The sequence below is a fragment of the Arthrobacter sp. FW306-04-A genome (assembly GCF_044358315.1).
Lineage (GTDB): Bacteria > Actinomycetota > Actinomycetes > Actinomycetales > Micrococcaceae > Arthrobacter.
This window is the reverse complement of record NZ_CP084559.1, coordinates 1,193,321-1,220,183: the sequence shown is the minus strand read 5'-3', so window position 1 is coordinate 1,220,183 and position 26,863 is coordinate 1,193,321. Positions and strand designations below refer to the sequence as shown.

Sequence of the window (26,863 nt, the reverse complement as noted above, 5' to 3'; positions counted from 1 at the left end):
CGAAAACCGCCGCTCAGTAACCCAGGGTGACCTGTACTTTTTCGTGGCCCGCCGCGCCATCTTGAATGGTCAAGACCGAAACTCCGGATTGCTCGCCCTGACCTAGGACGAGCGCGCCGTAGGCCGCGTCTCCTGCCGCTGACACGATGTAGCCGGAAATCGCGGCGCCGTCCGACTTCTCTGGAACCCCGATGACCGAGGTGGTTCCCCCCGCGATCTCCACAGTTTCCGTCTTGTGGACCTTGCCGTCCGACGTGACCGGCGTGTAGCTGACCGTGGCGCGGCCTGCCGGCACGCCGAAGCTGAGGAAGCGCGTGCCTCCCTGAGGAACCGCCATCACATGCTGGCTCCCCAGACGGACCGCGGACGGAGACCAGGCGAAGTCCACGGGATCCTCAGCCTTGAGCCCTCGTGTTACGCGGGTCGACGCGGCGAAGGGAACGTCCGAGGTAGCGCTGACTGTGTACATGCCGGCGGGGACGCCCGTGAGCGGCACTTGGGTGACCGAACCCGCTTTTGCAGTCACCGCTCCCCCGCCAGGCAGCGTGCGCTGCCCGTTCGGCCCGAACAACCGAACATCAAGCACCGCGTCCGCGGGACCGGGGACGGTGATCTGCAATGCCGGAACGACGTCGGAAAAACCCGCCCTGTCAGCAAGCGACTTCACGGCGGCCGGGTCCTGGATGTCCACCCCCGTCATGACCTGGGAGTCGGCGGCAGCAGCGCCCGGGGTAATCAGCTCGACACCCCCGGCCGTCAGGCCGCGGAGAACGCTTTGCTGGAGGCTTGCCGCAACCGGCCCGCCGCTGCTGCGCAGGTGTACGGAGAGTTGGCCCTCGTTCGGGGCCAGCCCGGCCAAGTTGATGGATCGCGTAGTTCCCGGCGAAACCAGCAAGCCACGGCTGTCCGAGGCCTGGATCTGGCCACGGGCACCGTACAAGTCAAGGTTGACGGTGGCCGGTGTGCCCGAAGCGTTGCTGATGTTCAAAACCGCGGTTCGTCCCAGTGCTGTGCCGGCGCCCAGGAGCCAGGCATCGTTGCCCGGTTGCTGGCAGGGTGCCGCCGCAAGGCCTCGGAGATCGCCGTCGCTGGCCGTGTAGCTCATAAGGCCCGCCACGGCGGCCTTTTGGCCACTGACGGGATCCGCACCCAACACGGTTACTTCACCCGCAGGCCGTTGGGCAACGACGCCTGCACTCAGGACGGGAGGCCCTGGCGCAGGGGTCTGCACGGCGGCAGGAGGCTTGGCGATTTCGGTTATCGCGGACCCGCCCAGGGAGGCGAGGCTGCTTCCGGGAACAGAGCCGGCGGCGTCACTGAGCACTACCGCATCCAGGAAACTCTTGGCTGAACGCGAAATGGGGCTGAACTGAGTGTCGGTGCCGGCGGCGGTTCCCTCAGGGAGGCGCGGAGGCGCGGGACACACGGCGGTCGCTTTGCCCGCGGGGACATCGGCAAGGGACATGTCCAAGGTCTTGCTTCCTGACGGCGCCGGGACTATGGATGCGGCAGAGACCATGCCGGCCCCTGCCGCAAGAAGCATCGCCGCGGAGAGGGCCCCCAACACAATGCCCTTGTTCTTGTTCCCGGCTTTGCGCTGGCCGCGCTCCCTTGTCCCGATGCCCGACTCCGCGCTACCCCGCCGGGTGGGCCTCCGTGACGTGCGGTCTTGGTTGTCAGACACGGCTGTATTCCTTACGGAGAGTTTTTTGTTCCTTCAGGAGGCCGGTCTTCGGCCTGCGGGCAGGCATGGGAATGGCCAGCAGGATGGTCAGACCAATCACCAAGGCCTGCAGAATGCCGAGCCAAGGCTCCCAAACAGTGGTGTAACGGATCTCGATCTTGCCGCCTGCAGGCGGCAAGGTGAACGCTTGGGCCCATCCCGAGGTGGTCGGGCTCAGCCGATGGCCATCCAGCCAAGCGCTCCAGCCAGCATCTGCCCGTTCGGCGAGCACTACCAGGCGGCCGTCCCCGCCGGCCGGGATGCCACCCTCAGCAGAGGTTCCGAGGGAGGGAAGGAGGGCAACAACAGCTCCCTTGGCATCTACCACCCTGACCCGGTGCGCCGTTTCGGCATCGGCTGCGGCAGCCCGGTTCAGCGGCGTGACCCGCCACAGCCACCCTGATTCGGTCTTTCCCACAGCCACCAGGCCCGGAACGGAATCTATCCGGTTTGCGGTCAGCTGGGCAGCGGTGTCGGCTGACTTCAGGACAACGAATCCGGCCCCGAGTTGCTCAAGGTTGGGCCGCGGGTCTACCCCTGTTCCCGCAACAATAGTGGCGACTGCGTTCCGGATGGACGCAGTCGCGTCGTCGTCGGCCGCGAGGCGTTCCTGGCCGGGTGAACCCACGATGGAACCGGCGGCGGCCACGGTGGAGAGCGAGTCCAGCGTGGTACCGGCCCCACGCATCAGGGATGACGTGTAGCCACCGTTCTCACCGGCCGTGATGACCAGCGTGCGGGTTTGTTCGGGCCCTTGGCCGTGGTCGACGGCGGTAGCCGGAAGCGTGCTCTTGGCTGCCGGCTGGATCAGGCGCGGGGTACCGAGGGCACCACTGGCCGACGGCACCGTATCCGCATTGGTCATGACGTTCTGTGTTGCCCATACACCCATGCTGGCCAGGGGTCCGGCAACCAGGAGAAGGGTTGTCACAGCAGAGAGGGTTCGCACTGCTGCGCGCCTGACGGGCCTGCCGTCCTCCGCCTTGGCCGTGAGTTGGAGGAGGTTTTCGGCTCCAATCAGCGCGGCTCCAAGCACGGCGAATCCGGCGGCGGAAATTGCCGGCCCCGTGAAGGGCGCTACGAGCACGTTGCCGTTGGAGGCTGTGGCCACGTGTCCGGCGAGCCAAGCCCAGGCCAGGAGCAGGAGTGCCCCCGCCCAAAGGAAACGAGTGAGGCGTGAGCGCCGTCCGGGCACAAAGAGGGCCGCGATGGACAACAGGAAGACCGGTGCGCCAACCAGGACAGCAAGCAGTAGCGCCCACGGCACACCCGAAGGGCCAAAGCCTGCCAAGCCGGCCAATCCGCCGTTGACGTCGAATTTCAGGGGTTGGCCCAGCAATTGCTGCCACAACGGTGCGGCTTCGAACCCGAGCGGGAGGCCTGGATCGGCCAGCATGGCGCGGGGCCGCTCCAGGACCGAGAGCACATACGGTGCAAAGAGCGCCGCGCTCGGAAGCAATGACCACCAGACGGTCCGCCCGCGCCGCCCCAGGGCGATACCGCAAAAGACAACGAGGACGGCAATGGGGGGCAGCAGGGACGGAGCAGAGGCCGTCACTACCGCCAGCGCCAGTCCGGCCGCGGCAGCAGCGGTCCACGACGGCGTGCCGTTGATGCCCGGTTTCCCCGGCAACGGTTTGGCTGAGGTTGCGCCGGACGGCTGATGCCGATGCTGGTTGGACGTAGCGCCCCGACCCAGTGCCGATCCCGTTGCCCGCAAGAGTGCCAGGACCAGCAAAGGCATCACCATATGGGCCAGGATGGCCCCAAGCCTTCCTTGGTTCACACAGACTTGGAGAACCGGTGCACCCGCCCACACCAATGCAGCAATGAAGCGGTAACGGCGCAGCGTGGTCAACGCGCCAGCGGCAAACCAGGCACCTAGTCCGGACACGGGCATGGCCAGCAACAACAGCCACACGATGGCTGAGTTGGAGTCGCCTGCCCCGAGCATCGACGCGAGCCACAGTATGTAGGCGAAGGGATCCCCGTGCCCGGGCAGTCCTGCGCCCAAGCTGATCCACCAGCTGGAGGCTGAGCGCCAAATGTCAGCGGCGGTGGCCACAGGCAGCAGTCCGCCGCCGGTCACCCCGTCCGCGCCCAGGAGTCCCAGCAGGCCTACGAAGGAGGCGGCCAGGGCAACGAATCCGGCCGCTACCGCACCTGTGCCGATCCACCCTCGCTCATTCGTAGCGAGGGCTGCGAAATCGTCGCCAGCATCGCCGGTCGGTTCCGGAGCCAGGGAATCCTGCGTCTCCTGGAAATCGTCTGCACCAAACGCTTCCACAAGGGAGCGGCGGTGGGCCCAAACCTCGCGCCGCGGAGTCTGCAGGCCCTTGATGACGGAGCGCCGCACCCGCCGCGTCCGGGCGGCATTCCTCCTGGCACGCCAAATCGCCCTCGGACGGCCAAGGGCCGCAAAGGTGGCGCCGAGCTGGGATATTCCGTGGGCCGGCTCCTTGACCAGAATGCTCAAGACCAGCCGCAACAAGCCGCCGAACAAGGCGCCGACCACGTGCAACGGAACCTTCCACGGCGAGGCATGAGTGAGCCTCAAATGGACCTGGCTCTTGCGGGCTGCGGCAGGTGTCGCCAGGCTGTGGGGCCGGTTCTCGACGTGGAACATGCGTGCCGCCGGGACCACAACAACCCTGTTGCCCGCAAGCCAGTTGCGCCAGCAGAAATCGACGTCGTCTCCTACGCCCGGTAGCGCCGGGTCAAAGCCGCCCAACTGCTCCCACGCGTCGCGCCGGATCAGCATGCCCGCGGAATTCACGGCGAACGTGTCGGTACGGCCGTCGTACTGACCTTGGTCGAGTTCGTCAGCCTCGATGAGCGTGAGCCTTTCGGCCCAGCGGCTCGTGGACAGGCCGGCGTCGATGAGCTTGCGTTCCGCGTCCCAGGCCAGCTGCTTGCAACCGGCCACCGTCACTGAGGGAGCGCGCTCGACTGCCTGAAGCAGCTCGGCGAGTGCCTCCGGGGCGGGGGCGGCGTCGTCGTGCAGCAGCCAGATCCATTCGGTGGTTCCCGGTTCCTTCGAAGGAGCCGAACGGGCCAGGCCAGCCATGACGGCGGCGCCGAAACCTGTTTTTGATTCGCCTGTGCTGGTGACATTGGCCTCGCCGAGCGCCCGCCGCAGCAACGCTGCGGACTTGTCGCGGGAGCCCGTATCAATGCCAATGGCGGCATCTGCCGGACGCGTCTGGTCCAGCAGAGCCGCCAGGGTTCTGGGGAGATAGTTACCGCCGTCATGCGAGACGACGACGGCGGTAACGTGTACTGCTTTGAGAATCAGACCGCTCGCTTCCTCAGTCTGCGGCGCTCACGCTCGGAAAGGCCGCCCCAGATACCAAAACGTTCATCATTGGCGAGTGCGTATTCAAGGCATTGCGAACGCACATTGCACGCACCGCAGACTTTTTTGGCATCCCGCGTGGAGCCCCCCTTTTCGGGGAAGAAGGCCTCGGGGTCAGTCTGGGCGCACAATGCGTCCGTTTGCCAACCGAGTTCGCCCTCGTCGTCGAAGTCCCCCTGGCCAGGGAGACCGATCCACACCGGCTGGGCCGGGTTTTCGAGCGGGCGGCGCAGCTCCATGGGAGGATCGTCAAGATCGTCCTCCGGATCTGCCGGCATGTCCCCTACGAGGGCCTCGTGTGCCGCCAGAAGGGCTGTTGCCTGATCTTCCAACGACTCGCGAGTGGTCTCGATATAGCGGTCCGCCGCCTGCGGATCTGCCGGGTCAACATACCAATCCCCCGGAACTTCCCGCGATCGGTACTTCACCGACGCATATTCCGCGACGACTGCATCTTCCTGGATACGCAACGCTTGCCCCATGGCGTCCCTTCCTGATGTTGCAGCTGCTGCCGTGCTCATTCGGTACTCGGTTATGTACCCGATACTCCCGCAGCGGCGTTCGATATCTAATTACACGCGTGTAACTACCAAGCCGTCAAGCCGCGCCGGGATAATAATCAACTTTCCGCACTAACTGGTGCCACGCCACGCCCGGGATTTTTCCGTGCCATCCGCGCGCCCCGGCGAAAAACGGAAGCCCCGAATCAGTTAATATGTATTTTCGTTGAATTTCAGGGAAATCATGCAGCCGCTGGATCGTCCCGCGAACCACACCGACCGGCCCTGTGTGGCGCAATTCACATACGCCCGTGGCTGCGCTGGCGCCCCGTGGCAAGATGTAGCCATGAGCACCCCCGCGATGAACCTGATGGCAGCCCTGCGTTCCGGGCACGCCACGTCCCCCCGCCTGACCTGGTACGGACCGGATGCCGAACGGGTGGAGCTTTCAGGCCGGGTTCTGGACAATTGGGTCGCCAAGACCAGCAACCTGCTTCAGGACGAGTTCGACGCCGAGCCTGGCATGAGCTTGCGCCTGGACCTGCCGGCCCATTGGAAGTCCCTTGTGTGGGCGCTGGCCGGTTGGCAATTGGGCATGGAATTGGTGCTCGACGGCGGCAGCGCCGATCTTCTTGTGACGGACACCCCCGACGCCGGTGCCGGCGCGGACTTTGATGCGGTGGTCGCGGTGCCGCTGGCGGCACTCGCGATGCGCTGGCCCGGGGAACTGCCGGTCGGCGTCGTGGACTACGCAGCAGAGGTCCGCTCCCACGGCGACGTCTTCATGGCCCACGCCGAACCGGACCCCGCGCTGCCGGCCCTGCGCCGCCCTGAAACCGGACACGCGCACAATGAATTGCTGGACGGCTTTGCCAAGGAACACGAGACCGGCGTTCGGCTGCTGGTCCGCGCGGCCGACGGCTTGGAATCAGCGCTGGCGGAGGCGCTGGGCGCATGGAAGGAAGACGGCTCAGTGGTGCTGGTTCACCCCGACGTTGAAATCACCCAGCACCTGCTGGAGAACGAGCGCGTTAACGGCGCTTGACCGCTTCTTCGCCCTCACCCGAGCCGGCGTCGGCGTCGGCGCTATCCTCGGCACTAGCGGCGTGGATGGCCTTGGCCTTGGCCTTGTGATGGGCTTCGATGAGTTCGTGGTCATGCGAGAAGGCTGGCTCTTCGTCCAGTTCCTTGTTGAACACCAGGAAGCGGTAGGCGAAGAAACGCACAACGGTGGCCACCAGGATGCCGACCACGCCGGCAGCGAAGAGGATGTTCTTATCCTGGATATTCATACCGTATTTGGCGATGGCCGTGAGGCCGGTGGAAATACCGATGCCAATGCCGTTGATGATGATGAACATCACGAACTCGCGCACCACGTTGTCCTGGCGGCGGTGACGGAACGTCCAGAAGCGGTTGGCAATCCAGGAGAACACCGTGGCCACAGTGGCTCCGACGAAGCGGGCCTTGGCCTCGCTGTCCGACATCGGACCGTGCATGAGATAGTAGGTCAAGCCGTTATCTATGACGAACGCAACACCGCCGACAGCGCCGAACTTGGCTACTTCGCGCCAAAAGAGCGAGGCAAGTCCGCGGATGCGATCTGCAAGTGTGTTGATCATGACCCTCCATGGCCGTTGTTCTAGGGGGCCGATGGGCCGAAGTCTCCATTTTAGCGCCGATTCCTTGGAGCTTGCCCAATTGTTCCGCGCAAACGGCCCCGCACGGGAACCCTTTCGGCAGCCGGGTAGGGCAACGGGGGCAGCAGAATCCAGGAACGGGCTGCTGGTTCGGTAGGCTGAACCTTGTGACTTTTCCTGTAATTGGCGTGGTGGGCGGCGGCCAGCTCGCACGAATGATGGCTCCGGCCGCGACCGCTCTTGGCTTTGAACTCCGTGTCCTTGCTGAAGGTGAGGACGTTTCTGCCGTCCAGGCCGTGGCGACGGCTCCAGTCGGCGACTACAAGGACCTCGCGGCCTTGCTCGAGTTCTCCAAGGGACTGGACGTCATGACGTTCGACCACGAGCACGTCCCCACTGAGCACCTTCGTGCCCTGATCGAGGCCGGCGTCAATGTCCAACCGGGCCCGGATGCCCTTGTGCACGCGCAGGACAAACTGGTGATGCGTGCAGCGATCGACCGCCTCGGGCTCCCCAACCCCGAGTGGGCAGCCGTCCACGGCGTCGAAGACCTGGTGGCTTTCGGTGAGCAGATCGGCTGGCCGATCGTCTTGAAGACTCCGCGCGGGGGCTATGACGGCAAGGGCGTGCGAATCGTTCATTCCGCCGACGACGCCCGGACCACCACGGACTGGTTCGAGGCCATGAGCCCGCTGCTGGCCGAGGCGAAGGTTGAGTTCAGCCGCGAGCTGTCCGCGCTCGTCGCAAGAACTCCCGACGGCGAATCGCGCGCCTGGCCGGTTGTCCACACTGTCCAAGTGGACGGGATCTGCGACGAAGTCATTGCGCCTGCCCAGGACATTCCCGTGGAAGTCGCCGCCGCCGCCGAAGAGGCAGCGCTGCGGATCGCCAATGAACTGGGCGTCACGGGCGTCATGGCGGCAGAACTCTTTGAGACTCCCGGCGTCGGGGCCGGCTTCCTGGTCAACGAGCTCGCCATGCGTCCGCACAACACGGGCCACTGGACGCAGGACGGCTCCGTCACAAGCCAGTTTGAGCAGCACTTGCGCGCAGTCCTCAACCTCCCCCTCGGTGCCACCGATGCCTTGGGCGCGGTGGTGGTCATGAAGAACTTCCTGGGTGGCGCCAACGAAGATCTCTTCAGCGCCTACCCCAAGGCCCTGGCTTACGAGCCCGCTGCGAAGGTCCACTGCTACGGCAAATCCGTGCGTGCCGGCCGCAAGATCGGCCATGTGAACCTCGTCGGCAACTCCACGGCAGACGTCGATTCCATCCGGCACCGCGCCGCCGTTGTTGCCGACATCATCCGTGACGGCCGCATGCCGGCAGAGACCACCACCGAGGAGACCGCATGAGTGCAGAAAAAACGGGTGCCGAGAACGCCGCCCCGATCGTGGGCCTGGTCATGGGTTCCGACTCCGACTGGCCGGTCATGGAAGCTGCGGCGGACGCCCTGGCCGAATTCGGCATCCCTTTCGAAGCCGACGTGGTCTCCGCCCACCGGATGCCCACGGAAATGATCCGCTACGGGCAGAGTGCCCATGAACGCGGCATCCGCGTCATCATCGCCGGAGCAGGCGGCGCCGCCCATTTGCCGGGCATGCTCGCATCCGTCACCCCGCTGCCCGTGATCGGCGTCCCGGTCCCGCTGAAGACCCTGGATGGCATGGATTCCCTGCTGTCCATCGTTCAGATGCCCGCGGGCGTACCCGTGGCGACCGTGTCGATCGGCGGCGCCCGCAACGCCGGCCTTCTGGCCGTGCGCATACTTGCTTCCGGAACCGATGATCTGGCCGTCCGGCTTCGTGGCGATCTGCTCGAGTTTGCCCAGGAGCTCAACAATACTGCCACGGAAAAAGGGGCCAAGCTCCGCGACAAGGTGGCCGAAGTGTTCTCCACGGCCAACGTCTCCGCTCGGAGCAGCCGCTAAAGGGCGTTGCGATGTCCGATAGCCGGCCCGGTCGGAACCAGCCCGGAACGAACCTGACGGATGCCAGCAACGGGCAATGCAGACCGTTGTAGGCTGGCAAGCGCCCGAATTATCCGAACGTACCGCCTCGTAATGACAAGGATCCCCTGCCGTGTACCTGCTTGAGAACGTTCTGCGACCGTATGCATGGGGATCGACGACGGCGATCTCCACCCTGCTGGGAAGGCCCGCCTCGGGCGGACCCGAGGCCGAGTTGTGGATCGGAGCGCACCCCGACTCGCCGTCGATGGCCACGCGCCCCGATGGATCCTCCGTTGCCTTGGACGCCCTGATCAACGCAGATCCCGCCCATTTCCTGGGCGAATCCAGCCTGGCCGAATTCGGTCCCCGGTTGCCGTTCCTCACCAAGCTTCTTGCGGCGGACAAGCCTTTGTCCCTGCAGGTCCACCCAAGGCTGCAGCAAGCCAGGGAAGGCTTCGCAAAGGAAAATGCCGCAGGCGTGGCAGCGGATGCCCCCGGACGCAACTACCGGGACGACAACCACAAGCCGGAGATGATTTTCGCCCTGACCCCGTTTGAGGCGCTCTGCGGTTTCCGTCCAGCCGCCGATTCGCGGCGCGCCTTCGAGCACCTCGCGACTCTCCTGGACCTGGCCGCCGTCGACGTCCCGGAGGTCATCATTGGGGTCATCGCAGACCTGTCCGGCCCAGATGAGTCCGCCGCTCTCAAGGCTGCGTTCACCCGCCTGATTACCGGCGGGGATGCCGTGTCAGCGGCAACGGAGCAAGTGGTCTCCGTCTTGAAGTCGGGCGCGCCGATGGGTATCCACACCGCGCAGCTCACCACGTTGGTGGGCATCAACAGTGAGTTCCCTGGAGATCCGGGTGTCCTGATTTCCCTGCTCTTGAACCTTGTCTTCCTGGCACCGGGCGAATCCGTCTACCTGCCGGGCGGAAACGTCCACGCTTACTTGAAGGGCCTCGGCGTGGAGGTCATGGCGGCCTCGGACAATGTGCTGCGCGGTGGCCTCACTCCCAAGCACATCGATGTTCCCGAACTCCTGAAGACCATCGAGTTCGCTTCCCTCGGGGTGCCGCGCATCGCGCCGCGAACCTCCGGATTTGGCCAGGATCTCTATGTGCCGCCATTCCGGGAATTCCAACTCCAGCGCATCGAGTTGGCCCCTGGAGCGGAACCGGTGCCGCTGGCGCAAGTCGGCCCCGCCGTCGTCGTGGTCGTGTCGGGTTCCGTCGTGCTCGACTCCCCCAAGAGCGAACTCGCCGTCGCGCGTGGCGTAAGTGCGTTCATTCCGGCGGCCGAAGAGCCCGTCATGGTGCACCCGGCTTCCGGAGCAGCCGGAACGAGCGTTGCGTTCGCCGTCACAACGGGGCTGGGGAACTAGGCCGTGGAGTATTTCCTGCAGACGCCCGCTTGGGCGTCCTTCCAACGTTCCCTTGGCCGTACCGTGCACGAGGAGTCCGGCCCGGGGTGGCGTTTCCTGGCTGTTGAGGAAAAAAACCCCGCGGGCAAGGTGATCTACACGCCGTACGGACCCGTGGCCGATTCGCTGGAGGCCTTCGGCGCGGCTGTAGAGGCGCTCCTGGACATCGCGCGTCGCAGCCGGGCAGTGTTTGTCCGGATGGAACCGGTCACCGCCGGGTTCGAAGCCGTCGACGCCGATGCGGTACTGCGGGCACGCGGCCTGCAGCCCGCGCCGTCCAACCAGCAGCCGGAACTGAGCTGGATTGTGGATTTGGACGGCGATTTCCAGGACGTCCTAGCGGGCATGAAATCCACCAACCGGAACCTGTACCGCAACATCCACAAGAAGGGCGTAACGTTCCGGTCTTCGCAGGATCCTGAAGAGATCTCAGTACTTCTCAACTTCCTGCACATGACAGCAGCACGGAACGGTTTCAAACCCCAGAGCGACGACTACCTGAGCTCGGTAGCCCGTTCCCTCATGCCTGCCGGCGCCTGCACCCTGTTCATCGCCGAACTGGAAGGCGAGCCCATTGCCGCCGCTCTGGCGTACGACTCCGCAGACACGCGTACCTACGCCCACGCGGCGCTCGATGACACGCACCGCAAGCTCAGCGCGGGCATCCCGTTGCTCGTGACGCTCATGGCCGATGCCAAGGACAAGGGACTCAAGCACGTCGACCTGTGGGGTGTGGCCCCGGAAGGCGATCCTGATCACAAGTGGGCCGGATTCACTGCCTTCAAGAAGTCTTTCGGCGGACGCGAAATCGCCTATCCGGGCACGTGGGACCTTCCCGTCAACAAGTTCCGATACGGTGCCTACCAGCTCGCGCGGAAGCTGCGCGAAAAGCTCCGCTGACCCACTTCCTTAAGCCCGAACTGGCAGCAAATGCCATCAAAATCCAGGGCCAGCCGGGCCTTGCGGACGCCTCGCATGCCGGGATGGGTCGCCACCATCGCCTTCAAATCGTCTCGTCGAGGGCCGCGGACAAACTGATGCGACGGATCCGCGCGGCGGAGCCGTGGCTCAGGCAACATTCGGGGTCGAGCTCGGTGTAGCCACGCAAGTGCTCCGCGACCGTCCCCGTGCTCTGCAACGGCAGGCGCAGTCCCCGCGACAACGTGACAATGCTGTCGCGGCGCAATTGCTTCTGGCTCAGTCCAAGGGTTTCAGCGGCCGACGCCGGAAAGGAACCGTTTGGGAGTTGCCCGAAAAGCTCCGCTGGCCCTTCTCCCAATTAGCCCGACGGAAGTCTGCGGGCGCGCAAAAGGGCGGTGGGATCGTGACAGCGGTGTCAGAATCGACGAGGGACGAGGAGATAGCCGCCGAGCGATCGTGCCGCCCTTTTGCACTAAGCCAGGATTTACTTGCGGGCGTAGCCTTCCCACTTGCTGGCCTGGTGCTCGCCGTCGACGAAGCGGATGGTGCCGGACTTGGAGCGCATCACGATGGACTGGGTCAGGACCTTGTCCTTGGAGTAGCGCACGCCCTTGAGGAGGTCGCCGTCGGTGATGCCCGTGGCTGCGAAGTAGCAGTTGTCGCTCGTCACGAGGTCGTTCGTGGACAGGACGCGCTCGAGGTCGTGGCCGGCGTCGATGGCCTTCTGCTTCTCGTCGTCGCTGGTGGGCCAGAGGCGACCCTGGATGACACCGCCGAGGGACTTGATGGCACACGCGGCAACGATGCCCTCAGGGGTACCGCCGATGCCCATCAGGGCGTCGACGCCGGTGCCGGAACGTGCGGCGGCAATGGCGCCTGCGACGTCGCCGTCCATGATGAACTTGGTGCGGGCGCCGGCTTCGCGGATTTCCTCCACCAACGGGCGGTGGCGATCGCGGTCCAGGATCATGACGTTGAGCTGGTTGACCTTGACGCCCTTGGCCTTGGCGATCAGGTGCAGGTTCTGCTTCACCGGCAGACGCAGGTCCACCATGTCAGCGGCCTCGGGACCGGTCACGAGCTTTTCCATGTAGAACACAGCGGAGGGATCGAACATGGTGCCGCGTTCGGCCACTGCCAGCACGGCGAGGGCGTTGTTGATGCCCAGGGCAGTCAGGCGGGTTCCATCGATGGGGTCGACGGCGACGTCGCACTCCGGCCCGGTACCGTCACCGACATGCTCGCCGTTGAAGAGCATGGGGGCTTCGTCCTTCTCACCCTCGCCAATGACAACGACGCCGTTGAAATGGACGGTGTGGAGGAACGAGCGCATGGCGTCAACCGCGGCGCCGTCGGCCTTGTTCTTGTCGCCGAAGCCAACCCAGTGACCGCCGGCAATGGCCGCGGCCTCGGTGACGCGGACAAGTTCGAGGGCCAGGTTGCGGTCCGGCTCATCGGTTCCGACGGCGAGCGCCGGCGAAATCGTGGAATACGTCTGGGACATTGGCGCTGGAGACACGTGAACCTCTTCTTCGATGATGCGATTCGTGGGACCAGGAACGGCCACGCTTGGCGGCCTGGATCATTCCTCTACAAGAGATCATAGTCGGGGCTGGGCAGACGAGTCATGGGATGACCGACTCTCGGAACACCCCTTGCGCGGATTGCCCGATGTGTATTAGCCGCTTGGATAAGGGACTATTGAAGCGTGAGTGATACGCAGGACAAAGCAATGGCGGCTGCCCCATTGAATGATGGCAGCAGTGCCGCCCCCGGCCCCGACGACGCCAGCCAACCGATCGTCAAGCCCGTCATCCCGGCGAAAGCAGCCAAACGCGCCAACGCCTCGGTGATCGGCATGCTCATCGCGTTGCTCCTCTGCGTGCTGGCATTCCTGCCGATCGTGCTCATGAACCCGGCGCCGAAGAGCAACGGCTACCGGCCCAACGTCAATGTGGCAGCAACCGCCACCAACGCCAAAGATGTGGCGGGTTTCACACCCGTCGCGCCCGATACCGGCGACACATTTAGTCCAAACTACGCCCGCTGGGTATCCGGGACCGGCGACGGCGTACCCACCTGGGAGGTCGGGTATCTCACTCCCAAGCAAGCGTTCATCGGAATTGTCCAGACCCGCAAGGCGAATCCCACGTGGATTTTCCAACAAACCGGCAGCGCCCCGGTCACCGGGACGCGTAACGCAGGCGGCCACGACTGGGAGCTCCATGACACGGCCAAGGGCAACCGGAGCATGGTCCTGAACTACCGCGGCACCACGATCATCCTGAGTGGCGGCGCAGGATTGGACGAGTTCTCCACGTTAGCCACAGCCGTAGTGAAGGCCGTGGACGCAGCTCCGGCGGCTTCCCCGGACGAAACCACGAAGCCTGGCGAAACAGTTTCGCAGCCTGCCACCTCCAAGCCGTAAAGTAGCGCCGTGGCCACCTACCTGACTCCTGCACTTGCCTGGCGCCGTTTGCGCGAAGGAAACGAACGTTTTGTCGCCGGCGAGTCCATGCACCCCAACCAGGACGCCTCGCGCCGAAACTCCCTTGTCGAAGACCAGCATCCCTTCGCCGTGATTTTCGGTTGCTCGGACTCCCGCCTGGCCGCTGAGATCATTTTCGACCTCGGACTCGGCGATGCCTTCGTAGTCCGCACCGCCGGCCAGGTGATCGACGACGCCGTCCTCGGTTCGCTTGAATACAGCATCTCCGAACTTCACGTCCCCCTCATCGTGATCCTTGGCCACGACAGCTGTGGAGCCGTGAAGGCAACCAAGCACGCCGTGGAGACTGGCGAGATGCCGGTCGGTTTCATCCGCTCCCTGGTGGAGCGCATCACGCCGTCCGTGCTCACAGCCGTGCGCAACGAGCAGACGGATGTCAACGACATGGTGGTGGAGCACGTCAAGCAAACGGCCCGTCGATTGGCGGACAGTTCCCGTGTGATTTCCGCCGCGATCGACGACGGACGCGCCGCCGTCGTCGGGCTTTCCTACAAACTGGACGAAGGCCGTGCGGCGCTGGTTTCCGGCATCGGCAAGCTTTAGGCCCGGCGCTGCAACGCCGTCGATGGGGCGGCAACCAGCAGCCGTAGCTTTGCACCACCGGTTTTCGGTCAAGCGGTCGCTCGCCATAAGCTAGGCCCATGACTTCCACTCAAGAATCCAACACGGCCGAGTTCCGTATTGAACATGACACGATGGGCGAAGTTCGCGTCCCCGTGAACGCACTGTACCGCGCCCAGACGCAGCGCGCCGTGGAGAACTTCCCGATCTCCGGCAAGACGCTTGAGCGCGCACACATCGAGGCCCTGGCCCGCGTCAAAAAGGCTGCAGCCCTCGCAAACGCCGAACTGGGGGTGCTCGACGGTGAGCTCGCCGCGGCCATTGCCAACGCTGCCGATGAGGTTGCTACCGGAAAGTACGACGGCGACTTCCCCATCGACGTCTTCCAGACCGGTTCGGGCACGTCGTCCAACATGAACACCAACGAGGTCATCGCGGAGCTGGCAACACGCGCCCTCGCCTCCGCCGGAAGTGACAAGGTTGTCCACCCGAACGACCACGTCAACGCCTCCCAGTCCTCCAACGACGTCTTCCCGACGTCCGTCCACGTCGCCGCGACGTCGGCCCTGATCAACGACCTGATCCCGGCCCTCGACTACCTGGCTGCTTCCTTGGACCGCAAGGCCGTGGAGTTCAAGGACGTCGTCAAGTCCGGCCGCACCCACCTCATGGACGCCACTCCGGTGACCTTGGGCCAGGAGTTCGGTGGCTACGCCGCGCAGGTCCGTTACGGCATCGAGCGCATCAACGCAGCCCTCCCCCGCGTTGCCGAGGTTCCCCTGGGCGGCACCGCCGTCGGCACCGGCATCAACACCCCGGAAGGCTTCCCGGAGCGCGTCATCGAACTCCTCGCTGCCGACACCGGCCTGCCCCTCACCGAGGCGCGCGACCACTTCGAGGCGCAGGCCAACCGCGACGGCCTCATCGAAGGCTCCAGCCAGTTGCGCAACATCGCGATCTCCTTCATGAAGATCAACAACGACCTCCGCTGGATGGGATCCGGCCCCAACACGGGACTTGGCGAAATCTCCATCCCGGATCTCCAGCCGGGCTCTTCGATCATGCCCGGCAAAGTCAACCCGGTCATCTGCGAAGCCTCGATCATGGTCTGCGCGCAGGTCATCGGCAACGACACCGCCATCGCTTGGTCCGGCACCAACGGCGCTTTCGAGCTCAACGTCGGCATCCCCGTGATGGCCGCCAACCTACTGGAATCCATCCGCCTACTGGCCAACACCAGCCGAGTGATGGCCGACAAGATGATCGACGGCATCACCGCCAACGTGGAGCGCGCCCGGTTCCTGGCCGAGGCATCCCCATCCATCGTGACCCCGCTGAACAAGTTCATCGGTTACGAAGCAGCGGCAAAGATCGCCAAGAAAGCCGTGGCTGAAGGCCTCACCATCCGCGAGGCCGTGGTCTCCCTCGGCTACCTCGAGCGTGGCGAACTGACCGAGGAGCAGCTCGACAAGGCCCTCGACGTCACCACCATGACCCGACCGGCCCACAAGGCCTAGCCTCCACCTAGCCCAGCTAGCCAGCACGACGGCGGCCGGCATCTTCCCCAGGGAAGGTGCCGGCCGCCGTCGTCGTTTCCGCCTCAAAAGTCTTTTTGCACTTTTTATAGAAAAGTGCAAAACTTTACTTTGTGGAAAATAGTGCAACTATCGATGGCGGCCTCCGCGAGCGCAAGCGCACACAGACCCGCGCGGCGATCTCCGCCGTTGCCCGGTCTTTGACCGCGCAGCGCGGACTCAACGGTTTCACCGTCGAGGAAGCCTGCGAACAGGCCGGGATATCGCGGCGGACCTTCTTCAACTACTTCCACACCAAGGAGGACGCGGTCATCGGGTCTTTCTCCGACGAGCTTCCCGAAGAGGCTCTGGAGGCCTTCAGCCGCAACCCCGCCCGTGCCATCGGCACGATCTCCGACTCGCTCTTGTCCGCACTGCGCCACTTCACCCTGGCCGTCCTCGAGCGATCCACCATCAGCCCGTCGGAGATCCGCCAGCTCATCGCGGCAGTTACCGCCGAGCCCCAGCTCCTGGGCCGGTTGACGCGTGAAGGCGAAGTCCGCGAGCGTCAGTTCGCCGAGCTCATCGCCGCCCGTGAAGGCCTCCCCGCAGACCACATCGAGGTCATCATGGCCGCCGCGGTCTTCGGCGCAGTCACCAAGAAGACGAGCAAACAGTTCTTTTCCGAAGAGAACACCGAGCCCTACCGCGAACTGCTGGATCGGAACATCAACGCAGCCCGCGGGCTCTTCGCCCAACCGCTGGACACCAACCCCGTCGAACCCCAGAAGGACCAACCGTGAGTACCACCCTCAAGACCAAAGCGGCCGCACCGCTGCTCTTGACCCAGAGAAGGATTTGGATCATTTTCTCGGCGCTCATCGCCGGAATGCTGCTCTCCAGCCTGGACCAGACCATCGTCTCCACGGCCATGCCCACTATTGTCGGCAAGCTCGGCGGCGTGGAGAACCAGGCCTGGATCACCACGGCCTATCTGCTGGCCACCACCATCGTCATGCCGATTTACGGCAAGTTCGGTGACATCCTGGGCCGGCGGAACCTCTTCCTGATTGCCATCGGTTTGTTCACGGCAGCCTCCATCGGTTGTGCCTTCGCCACCGATTTCTGGGGCTTCGTGATCTTCCGCGCCATCCAAGGCCTTGGCGGCGGCGGCCTCATGATCCTGTCCCAGGCCATCATCGCCGACATCGTGCCGGCCAAGGAACGCGGGAAATACATGGGTCCCCTGGGCGCCATCTTCGGCCTCTCCGCCGTTGCAGGCCCGCTCCTGGGCGGTTTCTTCGTGGACCACCTCACCTGGGAGTGGGCTTTCTACATCAACATCCCGGTCGGCATCGCGGCGTTCGCCATCGCCTGGTTCACGCTCACCCTGCCGAACAAGAAGGCAGAAAAGCGCATCGATATCCTGGGCGTGCTGCTGCTTTCTGCAGCCACGGCCTGCCTGATCTTCTTCACTGACTTCGGCGGCAAGAAAGACCAAGGCTGGGATTCGCCGCTCACGTGGGCTTTCGGTGCCGGCATGGTCCTGGCCGCGTTCCTCTTCGTTCTGGTGGAGCGCAAGGCCGAGGACCCCATCATTCCGCTGAGCCTGTTCAAGAACCGGATCTTCATCAACGCAACGGCCATCGGCTTCACGCTGGGCCTAGGCATGTTCGCCGCCATCGCCTTCGTGCCGACGTTCCTGCAAATGTCCTCTGGCACTTCAGCTGCCGTCTCCGGCCTGCTCATGCTGCCGATGATGGTGGGACTCATGGGTACCTCGATCTATTCCGGTATCCGCATCTCCAAGACCGGCAAGTACAAGATGTTCCCGATCCTCGGAGCGGGCCTAACGATCGTTGCGATGCTGTGGCTCACCACGCTCACCGCGGCAACTCCAATCTGGGTCATCTGCATCCAGCTCTTCATCTTCGGGGCTGGCCTGGGCTTGATCATGCAGGTCATTGTCCTGGTGGTGCAGAACGCAGTTCCAGCGGAACAGATCGGCACGGCCACGAGCACCAACAACTACTTCCGCGAAGTCGGAGCTTCGTTGGGCGTCGCGGTCTTCGGCTCGATCTTCACCACGCGCCTGGCAGAGTCCCTCACCAAAGCCTTCACAGGAGCCGGCGCTTCCGCTGCACAAGCTGCACAGTCCACCAGCAAGCTCGATCCCCAGACACTGGCCCAGTTGCCGTCCCAGGTCAAGGACGCCATCATCAACGCTTATGCCGATTCGCTGGCACCGGTGTTCTGGTACCTGATCCCGTTCATCGCCGTCGCGCTCCTGCTCGCCATCACGCTCAAGCAGATCCCGCTCTCCGATACCGCCGGCATGGTGGCCCGGGGCGAAGCTGTTGGGGGCGAGGAGGCGGAACGCCTCGAAGCCGAACGGCTCGGAACATCCGCCTAGGGGACCGTCGAGAACGTTGACGACCACGACGGCGAGCTCACCAGGCGCTGAACCCGCCGACGTCGGGCCTGCCGAGCCGCCCCCGTGCTGGTTGGTGCGCGGACCGTTAATCGCGCTGATACGCGACGGCGGTGCCCGGTTCCAGCGCGAGCCTGATGGTTTCGCGGTGGCCAGCACTGATTTCAGGCAAGTCGTCCAGGGCAAACCAGCCGACGGCGATTGATTCGTCGTCGTTGACGCGGGCGTCGCCGGAGACGTAACGGCATTTGAAGGCAATATCCAGGAAGTCGCAAACGTCCCCGTTGGGATAAGTGACAGGGCCGATCACTCCTACCGCCAGGATCCGCTCCGTCTCGGCCACCACGGCGGTTTCCTCGAAGATCTCCCGGATCAATCCCGGCGCGGGGTGCTCACCTGGTTCCAGCATCCCCGTAATCAAGGTCCAACGGCCATTGTCGGCCCGTTGGCACAGAAGGACCCGGTTCTCGTCGTCCAAAACCACGCCGCGCACGCCAGGCAGCCACAGCGGATCATTGCCGATCTTCTCGCGGATTTCGAGGATGAATTCCGGAACCGCCACTGCCTTAGCCCGCTTTCGTTGAAACAGTTATCACCAGCAGGAACATCGCCCCCGCTTCCTGATCGGATCCGCCAGTAGGGCGAGTATCCCATTGGCGAAGCGCGAATGACAGCGGGCGGGCATGTTCGGGCGGGTGCCTTCGCGTCACCTGGGACCTCCGTTCTCAGGCCGGCAAGGCAAGCATCGCCGCCGCGGCACCGGCCAGCATGAAGGGCCCGAACGGTATTGCTGACTTGAGCGTCCCGCGCCGGGCAATCAGGAGCCCAAGGCTCCACAGGCCGCCGAAGAGGAACGCGGCAAATGTTCCTGCGAAGACATGCGCCCAGCCCAGATAGCCAAGGTACAGGCCTAGAACTCCGGCCAGTTTGACGTCGCCGAAGCCCATCCCCGGCGGATACACCAAACGCAGGATGAAGTAGAAAAGCCACAGCACAACTCCCCCGGCCACAATTCCCAAAGCGGGCACACCCAGGAAGGCGGCGCCGCCGTCGGGCACGTTTCCTGCCGCTCCGGAGAGGGTTCCCGCCGCTCCGCCGCCCAAGGCGACGGCGATCGCTGCGCCGAGCAACAACACTCCCGCGATGGCGTAGGAGGGGAACACGATCCGGTTGGGCAGTAGGTGGTGACGGATGTCAATGACTGTGAGGCGCGCAGCCATGATCGCAAAGTACACACATGCTGCGAGAAGCAGCCAGAAGGCCGGGAAACTGGTCCCCCACAATTCGCCGAGTCGTCGGATCACCCTCGGATGCTATCGGGTTTCTGAAACGCGCGCCGGTCACGCACCCTTAGACTGTGGATATGGGGCGCTACAGTGCAGAAATCCAAGGCAATCCGGACGCCGACATGTCCTCCACCTTCCGAAACCTCTGCCGTTCCTCCCCGTGGAAATGGACCAGCCTGAGGTTCGAATACCTGGACCGGCCGGGAAACGCAGGAGACACCGTGCGAGCCTGGTTGCGTCGGCCGGGAGCACTTCGGCTCGAAACCATGGATGGCACGCTGCTGCACAGTACTACGGGCATTAACGACTCCCGCGACGGGCTTTACCTTGGTTCCAAGCGCAAATCCTGGCTCTTGCCGGCCCATTTGGTGACCCCCGTTTATGACTCCGGTGGTTTGGTCCGTCGACGCCCGGAGGCGGCATATGGTGAGCCGTCCTTCGGTAACGGAAGGCTGGCTGCCGCCCTGGATCCCGTGGAGCTCGCGGGGAACGCGCCGGTTCCCATGGAATTTCCCGAATCCAACCGGGTGGCCCTCGGTCCCATTCGGGAAGTCGATCACGAGGGACGACCGGCGCTCGAAACCATCGCGACCCGGGGACACAGCTATGTCGCGTCGGATGCAACCAAGCCGCTCTGTTTTCCCGGACGCACGCTGTTGCGGGTGGACTCGGGAACGGGCGTTTGCGTTTCGAGCCAATCGCTCGACGGCGATGGCACCGGTCAGGGGCATTGGATGCGGATCCTAGGGGTGGACGAGTACATGCTGGACGATCTGTTCCTCGCTGAATCGATGAACCTCACGGATGTCCGGAAGCACATCAGCTGGGACATCGGCCCCCGCGCCTGAGAGCGGACGGGCGAACGGGCGAACGCTGTCAGCTTCGGCGAGAACGCTCGCTCACCTATCGGCCCCTCCCACCCAACGCTCGCTCACCTATCGGCCCCTCCCACCCAACGCTCGCTCACCTATCGGCCCCCTCCGCGGAACGCTCGCTCATTTGTTGTTGTGAACGAGCGTTCCGGATTTTGGCGAGAAAGGTGAGCGTGCGTCAACAGGAAACCCCGCATAGGTGAGGGAGCGCTCGGCAAAAACGCGCCATAGGTGAGCGCGCGCCGTCCTTCCAGCCAGGAACGAGCGAAGCCTCACGTCCTGCTCAAAAGGCGAGCCGCTCGCACCCGGCAATACCGAGTCGCGCCTAGATTTCAGCCCCTTCGAGCAGTTCCGTCACGAGCGCGGCGATCGGCGAGCGCTCGGAGCGGGTCAGAGTGATGTGGCCGAACAGCGGGTGGCCCTTGAGTGTCTCGACGACGGCGGCAACGCCGTCGTGCCGGCCGACCCGGAGGTTGTCCCGCTGTGCGACGTCGTGGGTCAGGACGATCTTGGAGTTCTGTCCGATGCGGCTCATCACGGTGAGGAGCACGTTCTTTTCGAGCGACTGGGCTTCGTCCACGATCACGAAGGCGTCATGGAGGGAGCGTCCGCGGATGTGGGTCAGCGGCATGACTTCGAGCATGCCCCGGTCCATGACTTCTTCAACGACTTCCTGGCTGACGAGTGCACCGAGGGTGTCGAAGACCGCCTGCGCCCAGGGGTTCATCTTCTCTGCCTCAGAACCCGGCAGGTAGCCGAGTTCCTGTCCACCCACCGCGTACAGCGGCCGGAAAACGATCACTTTGCGGTGTTCGCGGCGTTCCAGGACTGCTTCGAGCCCGGCACACAGGGCCAGGGCCGACTTTCCAGTGCCCGCCCGGCCGCCGATCGAAACGATTCCGACGCTGGGATCCATGAGCAGATCAATGGCAAGCCGCTGCTCCGCCGAGCGGCCGTGCAGTCCGAAAACATCACGGTCGCCCTTGACCAGCCGTACCTGCTTGTCCGCGCCAACGCGTCCCAAGGCCGAGCCCCTGTTCGAGAGCAGCACCAGGCCGGTGTTGACCGGCAGTTCGGCTGCGGCCGGGATGAAGACCGGTTCGTGGCCGTAGAGGGTGGTGATTTCGTCCTCGCTGGCCTCGATCTCTGCGATGCCGGTCCATCCGGAGTCCTTGACGAGTTCGTTGCGGTACTCGTCAGCAAACAACCCCATGGCGGAGGCTTTTACGCGCATGGGGAGGTCTTTGGAGACTACCGTGACGTTGTGGCCCTCGTTGGCTAGATTCTTGGCGACAGCCAGAATGCGGCTGTCGTTGTCGCCCCCCCGGAATCCTGCAGGCAGGACTTCGGTGGAGACGTGGTTCATCTCGACACGCAGTGTGCCGCCGTCAGATCCGATCGGGATGGGTTGATTCAGCCCGCCATGCTCAATGCGCAGGTCATCCAGGAGCCTGAGCGCCTTGCGGGCGAAGTAGCCCAACTCGGGATCGTGGCGTTTCCCTTCCAATTCGGTGATGACCACGATCGGGACAATGACTTCGTGCTCTGCGAAGCGCAACAGGGCGTGCGGATCGGAAAGCAACACGGAAGTGTCAATCACATAGCTTCGGCCAGTCGGGGGTTTGGACACAGTCCCACCGCTTTTGGCCCGCTTGGTGCGAGAGGTAGCTGAACTTTCCCCGTCGGAAACGATTACGGGCAGTTGCTCAGAAATAGCCACATCGACTCCAGCCCCGGGCGAACCCGGCTTATTCGTGAGGCGGCTCGGCCGGAAGGCCGGGCGCGGCCCCCCACGTAACTGGTGCGATGATTCGCTCCATCTACTGGCCTCCCCGATCAGCAGGCGGCTTGCCTACTGATGGGATTAACGTATTCCCGTGCCATTACATTTCCGGTTAGCTCAAACGGCGATTCGTGTAGACAAAATGTGAACTTCCCGTAAACGGGAGCGCACTGAGTGGAAACCGCGTCAGGAACCGAAGCGACGCTGGCGGCCCGCGTAGTCCCGCAGGGCCCGGAGGAAATCGATCTTGCGGAACGCGGGCCAGAGTGCCTCGCAAAAGTAGAACTCGCTGTAGGCGCTTTGCCACATGAGGAAGCCGGACAAGCGCTGCTCACCTGATGTGCGGATCACGAGATCAGGGTCAGGCTGGCCGCGCGTATAGAGGAAGCGTGAGATGTCGTCCACTGATAGTTCATCGGCCAGCTCGCTGATGTCGCGGCCATGCGCGACGGCGTCATGCAGCAATTCCCGGACGGCGTCGACGATCTCGCGCCGCCCGCCGTACCCGACCGCCACGTTGACGTGCAGCCGCTCGCGGATCGGAGTGCGGGCTGTAAGTTTGTTGAGCCGCTCGGCGAGATAGTCCGGAAGGAGCTCGGGCGCACCCATGGCGTGGACTGAGATATCCGCATCCTCATCCAGCCGATCCAGGGTGTTGGCGATGATGCCCATCAAGAGTTCAAGTTCTTCGCCGGAACGGTTCATGTTGTCAGTTGACAACATGTACAGCGTGACAACCTTGACTCCCAGTTCCTGGCACCACCCCAGGAACTCGTGGATTTTGTCCGCCCCTGCTTGGTGGCCTTCGCTGGTGGGAGCGTTGAATTGCCGCGCCCAGCGGCGATTGCCGTCCACCATCACGCCGATGTGCCGGGGAATCTTGTCCTGCTTGAGAGATCGGAGCAGCTTGCGCTCGTAGAAGCCGTAGAGGAAGCCGGGCCACTCCATCCGGACACTCACCTGACTTCCTTTGAACGGCACCTGAAAGCAAAATAAACAACGACGGCGGCTGGCCGGGCGGGCAGCCGCCCTCACCCAAACAACCATCACCACCTCCAGCGCGCGGCCTAAGGTGCACCACCAAGGCTACCTTCCCAAGCTGGGCCGCTGGCACACAGAAGTCTTGAAACTCGATTGAAAAGATCGTTACTCGGCAGTAACTTATCCGGACGCGGGTTACGCTTAAACGATGTCGGAGCTGCTCGCAATCAAGCCAAGGTGGCGCGGCTGGATACATGCTGTGGCCACGCCGTTCGCCGTCGCAGCAGGAATCGCCCTGGTGACGTTGGCACCTACGGCCGACCGGAAGATCGCATCGGCCATCTACGCTTTCACGGGTGTACTGCTCTTCGGCGTGTCCGCGGTCTACCATCGCGGCAATTGGGAGCCGAAAACCAGAATGGTCCTCAAGCGACTTGACCACACCAACATCATGTTGGTGATCGCCGGCAGCTACACCCCGCTGGCGTGGTCGCTACTGGAGCGGCCCAAGGCAGTGCTCCTGCTGTGGGTCATCTGGTCTGGGGCACTGTTGGGGGTGTTGTTCCGGGTCCTCTGGACCGGTGCCCCGCGTTGGCTCTACGTGCCCATCTACGTTGCACTGGGCTGCGGCGCGCTGTTCTATTTGCCTGAATTCTTCGAGGCAAATGCCCCCGCAGCGATCCTGATCTGCGTAGGCGGAGCCCTTTACATCGCCGGCGCCGTTTTCTACGGAATCAAGAAACCCAATTTCAGCCCCCGGAACTTCGGCTTCCATGAACTCTTCCACGCTCTCACGGTGCTGGCCTTCGCGGCGCATTTTGCCGCAATCATGATTGCCGTGCTGAGCTAGCCGGCGGCCTCCGTCATCGCTTCAAGGCGCGGTCCCAGTTCCTCAACCGAGCGTAGCGGCAGGTCACAGACCATCCCCCGGCACAAGTACACCTGCGGTGAGCCGTCCGCGGCCGCGGTGCGGGCCTCAAGCAGTGGCACATTCGGTTCCACTGCGCGGGTCTCCGGGACCGCGCCGTCGTCGGCCGCCTCTTCGCCAGCTTCCCCGCTCTGCACGGCCACCACCATTCCCGGGCTCGGAGAGGCCAGCAGGGCACGGTGGAGTTCCCGCTGGATCGGACCAGCCGGGCCGGATACGGCTGCCTCTACGGGGCCAGCCACAGCCGCCTGTGCGGTCGCAAGCAGCCAGCCCGCCACCCGCGGTGCCCGGCCGGCTATCGGAGGCAGGAGGGACAGGATGTTGCTTGCCATGGCCCTGTGCTCGTGCGAACCCGAGTACGCAGCGTAGCTCAGCAGCACGCCGGCAAATGCCGCTGCTCCGCTGGGCGCCGCGTTGTCGAAGGGGTCCAACCCCGGGTGCTGCCCTTGCGCGTTGAACACCTGGGCGGACTCCCCCACAGAGTCCGACAACGTCCCGTCCACCACGAAGCGCGCGCAAGCTCCGCGGATCAATTCTTCCGCGAACCGGTACCAGCGCCGGTGGCCCGTCACGGCATAGAGGGCCAGGAATCCTTCGGCACAGAACGCGTAATCTTCCAACAGGCCACTGATCCCTCGCGCAACGCCATCGTGCGAGACCCTGATCAGCACCTGCGCACTGGAACCGGAGCCACTGGAACCAGACGCCGGACGCCAATGTACGCGTACCAAGTACGCGGCCACGCTTTCCGCGGCGGCGATCAGTTCCGGCCTGTCCAAGACCGCACCGGCTTCGGCAAGCGCTGCGATGGCCAGGCCGTTCCATCCCGCCACTACCTTGTCGTCCCGGGCCGGCTGTGTGCGCGCAGACCGTGCAACACGCAAAGCGGGCCGGACACGGTTCCACAGCCGTGATTCGGACCCGGTCAGTTGGCGCCCAGGATGCAGCGGAGAGCCAAACGCCGAGACCGTGCCCGATGCCCCGACACTCATCAGCCTTGCCGCGGCCGCGCCATCCCCTGGGCCCAGCACAGCTTCTAGGCTTTCAGGAGTCCACAGATAGGACGCCCCTTCGTGATGCACACCGTCCACCACGGTGTCGGCGTCAAGGGAGGACGCTAGCCCTTCCGGGGCTGCGGGATCGCCCAGCCCGAGAGAATCCAGCATCCAGTCCGCCACCCGCGAAGCCACCAGCGCTGCCTCGCCTGCCGGCATCACCCAGTCACCGCGCAGCCTGACCCAATGGACGTAGGCGCGAAGAAGCTGGGCATTGTCATAGAGCATTTTCTCGAAATGCGGCACGGACCAATCGGCGGTCACGGAATACCGGGCGAAGCCGCCGTCGAGCTGGTCGCACAATGCGGAACGGGCCATTGCGGCGAGCGTGCGCCCGGCCATGTCGCGGGCGGCGTCGGACGTATCCGACTGCACGGCAGCGTGCCGGATCAAGAACTCAAGAACCGCCGACGGCGGGAACTTGGGTGCGCCGCCAAAGCCACCGCCGTCGGGATCCTCCAAACGGGCGAGAACGCGCACTGCTTCCGACAGCAGGCTTCTGTCCAGGATTTCAGGTGGCCCGTCCAAGGACACTGCCGCGGCGAGTTGTGCATCGGCCATGCCGGAGGCGAGCCCGCGGGCATTCTGCTCGACGGCGTCCCGGCGTTCCAGCCATGCCTCGTGGACCGCCTCAAGCACCTGCCGGAAGGACGGACGCCCGGGCTGGGGCGTCGGCGGGAAATAGGTGCCCGCATGGAAGGCCAGGCCCTCGGGCGTCAGGAATACGGACATCGGCCAACCGCCCTCGCCACTGATGGCCTGGGTGGCTGCCATGTAGATCGAATCCACATCAGGGCGTTCTTCGCGATCCACTTTGACGGCCACGAAGTGGGCGTTCAAGTAATCCGCCGTGTCTTGGTCTTCGAAGGACTCGTGGGCCATGACGTGGCACCAATGGCACGCAGCATAGCCAATGGAAAGAAAGACCGGAACATCGCGGGCCGCCGCGAAGGCGAAGGCCTCGTCCCCGAACGGCCGCCAGTGCACCGGGTTGTGCGCGTGTTGGCGCAGATAAGCGGACGGTTCGGAGCCGAGGGCATTGGATGCCCCCGGCCATTCCCGGGTGGTGCCCGGGTCAGCGGGCTCCGGAGCCGGCATCGCCGTCGGAGTCTTCCGCGTTCGGCTTGCCCGAGGCGACGCCGCCGTCATCGGCGCCGCCGGACTCTGTGACCAGCTGGGCTTCTTCAACTTGGGCACGGTAGCGGACCCGGCGGATACGACGGACCATGTCCACGATCAGGAAGGTCGTGAGCACCACGATGAAGGCAGTCAGGACGAAGCCCCAGGTTCCCGGGGTCACCTGGTCTTCCGACAAGCCGGGGCGCAGCGACGGGGTCGGGGTAGGCGACGGAGTCGTGGCCAGGGCGATGAGAAAGTGGTGCACGGTTCAAACCTTCTATGGGAGTTTCCAGCCGGTTGGCGACTTCTACACG

The 26,863-nt window shown here is 64.3% G+C and carries 24 protein-coding genes; 12 read left to right on the top strand and 12 right to left on the bottom strand.

The window, feature by feature from the left end:
* Window positions 1-13: 13 nt before the first annotated feature.
* From LFT43_RS05640 to LFT43_RS05630, 3 genes are read right to left on the bottom strand one after another with little or no spacing between them, the layout of a single operon-like run.
* On the bottom strand, window positions 14-1,684 hold the full coding sequence (locus LFT43_RS05640; RefSeq protein ID WP_395801550.1) for a DUF5719 family protein: 1,671 nt from the start codon (window positions 1,682-1,684) through the stop codon (window positions 14-16).
* Complete coding sequence (locus LFT43_RS05635) at window positions 1,677-5,015, bottom strand: glycosyltransferase (protein ID WP_395802925.1); 3,339 nt, start codon at window positions 5,013-5,015, stop codon at window positions 1,677-1,679. The genes LFT43_RS05640 and LFT43_RS05635 overlap by 8 nt, the downstream gene beginning before the upstream one ends.
* Complete coding sequence (locus tag LFT43_RS05630) at window positions 5,015-5,560, bottom strand: WhiB family transcriptional regulator (protein WP_395802922.1); 546 nt, start codon at window positions 5,558-5,560, stop codon at window positions 5,015-5,017. Before LFT43_RS05630 ends, LFT43_RS05635 begins: the two co-directional genes overlap by 1 nt.
* A gap of 364 nt (window positions 5,561-5,924) precedes the next feature.
* Between LFT43_RS05630 and LFT43_RS05625 the strand changes: the two genes are divergently transcribed.
* A complete protein-coding gene (locus tag LFT43_RS05625; protein ID WP_395801549.1) occupies window positions 5,925-6,623 on the top strand; it encodes a TIGR03089 family protein in 699 nt (232 codons plus the stop codon).
* On the opposite strand, the gene LFT43_RS05620 is transcribed toward LFT43_RS05625, so the two are convergent.
* The gene (locus LFT43_RS05620) at window positions 6,610-7,200 is read right to left on the bottom strand and encodes a GtrA family protein (protein WP_395801548.1); all 591 of its coding nucleotides are present in this window, start codon (window positions 7,198-7,200) and stop codon (window positions 6,610-6,612) included. The two genes, LFT43_RS05625 and LFT43_RS05620, sit on opposite strands and share 14 nt — an antisense overlap.
* A 233-nt stretch (window positions 7,201-7,433) precedes the next feature.
* Between LFT43_RS05620 and LFT43_RS05615 the strand changes: the two genes are divergently transcribed.
* From LFT43_RS05615 to LFT43_RS05600, 4 genes are all read left to right on the top strand, one after another.
* Window positions 7,434-8,573, top strand: a complete 1,140-nt coding sequence (locus LFT43_RS05615; RefSeq protein WP_395802920.1) for a 5-(carboxyamino)imidazole ribonucleotide synthase — start codon at window positions 7,434-7,436, stop codon at window positions 8,571-8,573.
* Window positions 8,570-9,148, top strand: a complete 579-nt coding sequence (gene purE, locus LFT43_RS05610) for a 5-(carboxyamino)imidazole ribonucleotide mutase (RefSeq protein WP_395801547.1) — start codon at window positions 8,570-8,572, stop codon at window positions 9,146-9,148. The genes LFT43_RS05615 and purE overlap by 4 nt, the downstream gene beginning before the upstream one ends.
* Before the next feature lie 151 nt (window positions 9,149-9,299).
* Window positions 9,300-10,550 (top strand): mannose-6-phosphate isomerase, class I, encoded by a 1,251-nt coding sequence (manA, locus tag LFT43_RS05605; protein ID WP_395801546.1) that lies wholly within the window; start codon window positions 9,300-9,302, stop codon window positions 10,548-10,550.
* 3 nt (window positions 10,551-10,553) lie between these two features.
* A complete protein-coding gene (locus LFT43_RS05600) occupies window positions 10,554-11,489 on the top strand; it encodes a lipid II:glycine glycyltransferase FemX (RefSeq protein ID WP_395801545.1) in 936 nt (311 codons plus the stop codon).
* A 103-nt stretch (window positions 11,490-11,592) separates the two neighbouring features.
* On the opposite strand, the gene LFT43_RS05595 is transcribed toward LFT43_RS05600, so the two are convergent.
* Together LFT43_RS05595 and glpX are read right to left on the bottom strand one after the other, a co-directional pair.
* On the bottom strand, window positions 11,593-11,868 hold the full coding sequence (locus tag LFT43_RS05595; RefSeq protein WP_395801544.1) for a hypothetical protein: 276 nt from the start codon (window positions 11,866-11,868) through the stop codon (window positions 11,593-11,595).
* Window positions 11,869-11,994: 126 nt separating this feature from the next.
* On the bottom strand, window positions 11,995-13,014 hold the full coding sequence (gene glpX / locus LFT43_RS05590) for a class II fructose-bisphosphatase (protein WP_395802918.1): 1,020 nt from the start codon (window positions 13,012-13,014) through the stop codon (window positions 11,995-11,997).
* 204 nt (window positions 13,015-13,218) lie between these two features.
* On the opposite strand from glpX, the gene LFT43_RS05585 reads away from it, so the two are divergent.
* The 5 genes from LFT43_RS05585 (at window position 13,219) to LFT43_RS05565 (ending at window position 18,507) form a co-directional block, all read left to right on the top strand.
* Window positions 13,219-13,938 (top strand): DUF4245 domain-containing protein, encoded by a 720-nt coding sequence (locus LFT43_RS05585; protein ID WP_395801543.1) that lies wholly within the window; start codon window positions 13,219-13,221, stop codon window positions 13,936-13,938.
* A 9-nt stretch (window positions 13,939-13,947) separates the two neighbouring features.
* On the top strand, window positions 13,948-14,562 hold the full coding sequence (locus tag LFT43_RS05580; RefSeq protein ID WP_395801542.1) for a carbonic anhydrase: 615 nt from the start codon (window positions 13,948-13,950) through the stop codon (window positions 14,560-14,562).
* Window positions 14,563-14,660: 98 nt separating this feature from the next.
* Window positions 14,661-16,097, top strand: coding sequence for a class II fumarate hydratase (locus LFT43_RS05575; protein WP_395801541.1), 1,437 nt, complete (start codon window positions 14,661-14,663; stop codon window positions 16,095-16,097).
* A gap of 131 nt (window positions 16,098-16,228) precedes the next feature.
* Window positions 16,229-16,897 carry a TetR/AcrR family transcriptional regulator gene (locus tag LFT43_RS05570; protein WP_395801540.1) on the top strand — a complete coding sequence of 223 codons (669 nt, stop codon included), beginning with the start codon at window positions 16,229-16,231 and terminating at the stop codon, window positions 16,895-16,897.
* Window positions 16,894-18,507 (top strand): MDR family MFS transporter, encoded by a 1,614-nt coding sequence (locus tag LFT43_RS05565; RefSeq protein WP_395801539.1) that lies wholly within the window; start codon window positions 16,894-16,896, stop codon window positions 18,505-18,507. The genes LFT43_RS05570 and LFT43_RS05565 overlap by 4 nt, the downstream gene beginning before the upstream one ends.
* A 106-nt stretch (window positions 18,508-18,613) precedes the next feature.
* On the opposite strand, the gene LFT43_RS05560 is transcribed toward LFT43_RS05565, so the two are convergent.
* Both LFT43_RS05560 and LFT43_RS05555 read right to left on the bottom strand, forming a co-directional pair.
* On the bottom strand, window positions 18,614-19,087 hold the full coding sequence (locus tag LFT43_RS05560) for an NUDIX hydrolase (RefSeq protein ID WP_395801538.1): 474 nt from the start codon (window positions 19,085-19,087) through the stop codon (window positions 18,614-18,616).
* Window positions 19,088-19,250: 163 nt separating this feature from the next.
* The gene (locus LFT43_RS05555; RefSeq protein WP_395801537.1) at window positions 19,251-19,829 is read right to left on the bottom strand and encodes a prepilin peptidase; all 579 of its coding nucleotides are present in this window, start codon (window positions 19,827-19,829) and stop codon (window positions 19,251-19,253) included.
* 59 nt (window positions 19,830-19,888) lie between these two features.
* Here LFT43_RS05555 and LFT43_RS05550 point away from each other — a divergent pair, with 59 nt between their 5' ends.
* A complete protein-coding gene (locus LFT43_RS05550) occupies window positions 19,889-20,659 on the top strand; it encodes a hypothetical protein (protein ID WP_395801536.1) in 771 nt (256 codons plus the stop codon).
* Window positions 20,660-21,008: 349 nt separating this feature from the next.
* Here the strand turns inward: LFT43_RS05550 and LFT43_RS05545 are convergent, their stop codons facing one another.
* Window positions 21,009-22,313 (bottom strand): PhoH family protein, encoded by a 1,305-nt coding sequence (locus LFT43_RS05545; protein ID WP_395801535.1) that lies wholly within the window; start codon window positions 22,311-22,313, stop codon window positions 21,009-21,011.
* A 339-nt stretch (window positions 22,314-22,652) separates the two neighbouring features.
* The gene (locus LFT43_RS05540) at window positions 22,653-23,414 is read right to left on the bottom strand and encodes an isoprenyl transferase (protein ID WP_395802916.1); all 762 of its coding nucleotides are present in this window, start codon (window positions 23,412-23,414) and stop codon (window positions 22,653-22,655) included.
* 241 nt (window positions 23,415-23,655) lie between these two features.
* Here LFT43_RS05540 and LFT43_RS05535 point away from each other — a divergent pair, with 241 nt between their 5' ends.
* Window positions 23,656-24,297, top strand: a complete 642-nt coding sequence (locus tag LFT43_RS05535; RefSeq protein ID WP_395801534.1) for a hemolysin III family protein — start codon at window positions 23,656-23,658, stop codon at window positions 24,295-24,297.
* Here the strand turns inward: LFT43_RS05535 and LFT43_RS05530 are convergent.
* Both LFT43_RS05530 and LFT43_RS05525 read right to left on the bottom strand, forming a co-directional pair.
* Complete coding sequence (locus LFT43_RS05530; protein WP_395801533.1) at window positions 24,294-26,528, bottom strand: thioredoxin domain-containing protein; 2,235 nt, start codon at window positions 26,526-26,528, stop codon at window positions 24,294-24,296. The two genes, LFT43_RS05535 and LFT43_RS05530, sit on opposite strands and share 4 nt — an antisense overlap.
* Window positions 26,506-26,814 carry a hypothetical protein gene (locus tag LFT43_RS05525; RefSeq protein WP_395801532.1) on the bottom strand — a complete coding sequence of 103 codons (309 nt, stop codon included), beginning with the start codon at window positions 26,812-26,814 and terminating at the stop codon, window positions 26,506-26,508. Before LFT43_RS05525 ends, LFT43_RS05530 begins: the two co-directional genes overlap by 23 nt.
* Window positions 26,815-26,863: the final 49 nt, after the last annotated feature.

What these genes read in the sequence shown, in the direction of transcription:
- LFT43_RS05630 (WP_395802922.1), bottom strand. Translation starts at nt 5,560, where the DNA reads ATGGGGCAAGCGTTGCGTATCCAGGAAGATGCAGTCGTCGCGGAATAT.
- LFT43_RS05625 (WP_395801549.1), top strand. Translation starts at nt 5,925, where the DNA reads ATGAGCACCCCCGCGATGAACCTGATGGCAGCCCTGCGTTCCGGGCAC.
- LFT43_RS05620 (WP_395801548.1), bottom strand. Translation starts at nt 7,200, where the DNA reads ATGATCAACACACTTGCAGATCGCATCCGCGGACTTGCCTCGCTCTTT.
- LFT43_RS05615 (WP_395802920.1), top strand. Translation starts at nt 7,434, where the DNA reads ATGATGGCTCCGGCCGCGACCGCTCTTGGCTTTGAACTCCGTGTCCTT.
- purE (WP_395801547.1), top strand. Translation starts at nt 8,570, where the DNA reads ATGAGTGCAGAAAAAACGGGTGCCGAGAACGCCGCCCCGATCGTGGGC.
- glpX (WP_395802918.1), bottom strand. Translation starts at nt 13,014, where the DNA reads ATGTCCCAGACGTATTCCACGATTTCGCCGGCGCTCGCCGTCGGAACC.
- LFT43_RS05575 (WP_395801541.1), top strand. Translation starts at nt 14,661, where the DNA reads ATGACTTCCACTCAAGAATCCAACACGGCCGAGTTCCGTATTGAACAT.
- LFT43_RS05550 (WP_395801536.1), top strand. Translation starts at nt 19,889, where the DNA reads ATGGGGCGCTACAGTGCAGAAATCCAAGGCAATCCGGACGCCGACATG.
- LFT43_RS05540 (WP_395802916.1), bottom strand. Translation starts at nt 23,414, where the DNA reads ATGGAGTGGCCCGGCTTCCTCTACGGCTTCTACGAGCGCAAGCTGCTC.
- LFT43_RS05535 (WP_395801534.1), top strand. Translation starts at nt 23,656, where the DNA reads ATGTCGGAGCTGCTCGCAATCAAGCCAAGGTGGCGCGGCTGGATACAT.
- LFT43_RS05530 (WP_395801533.1), bottom strand. Translation starts at nt 26,528, where the DNA reads ATGCCGGCTCCGGAGCCCGCTGACCCGGGCACCACCCGGGAATGGCCG.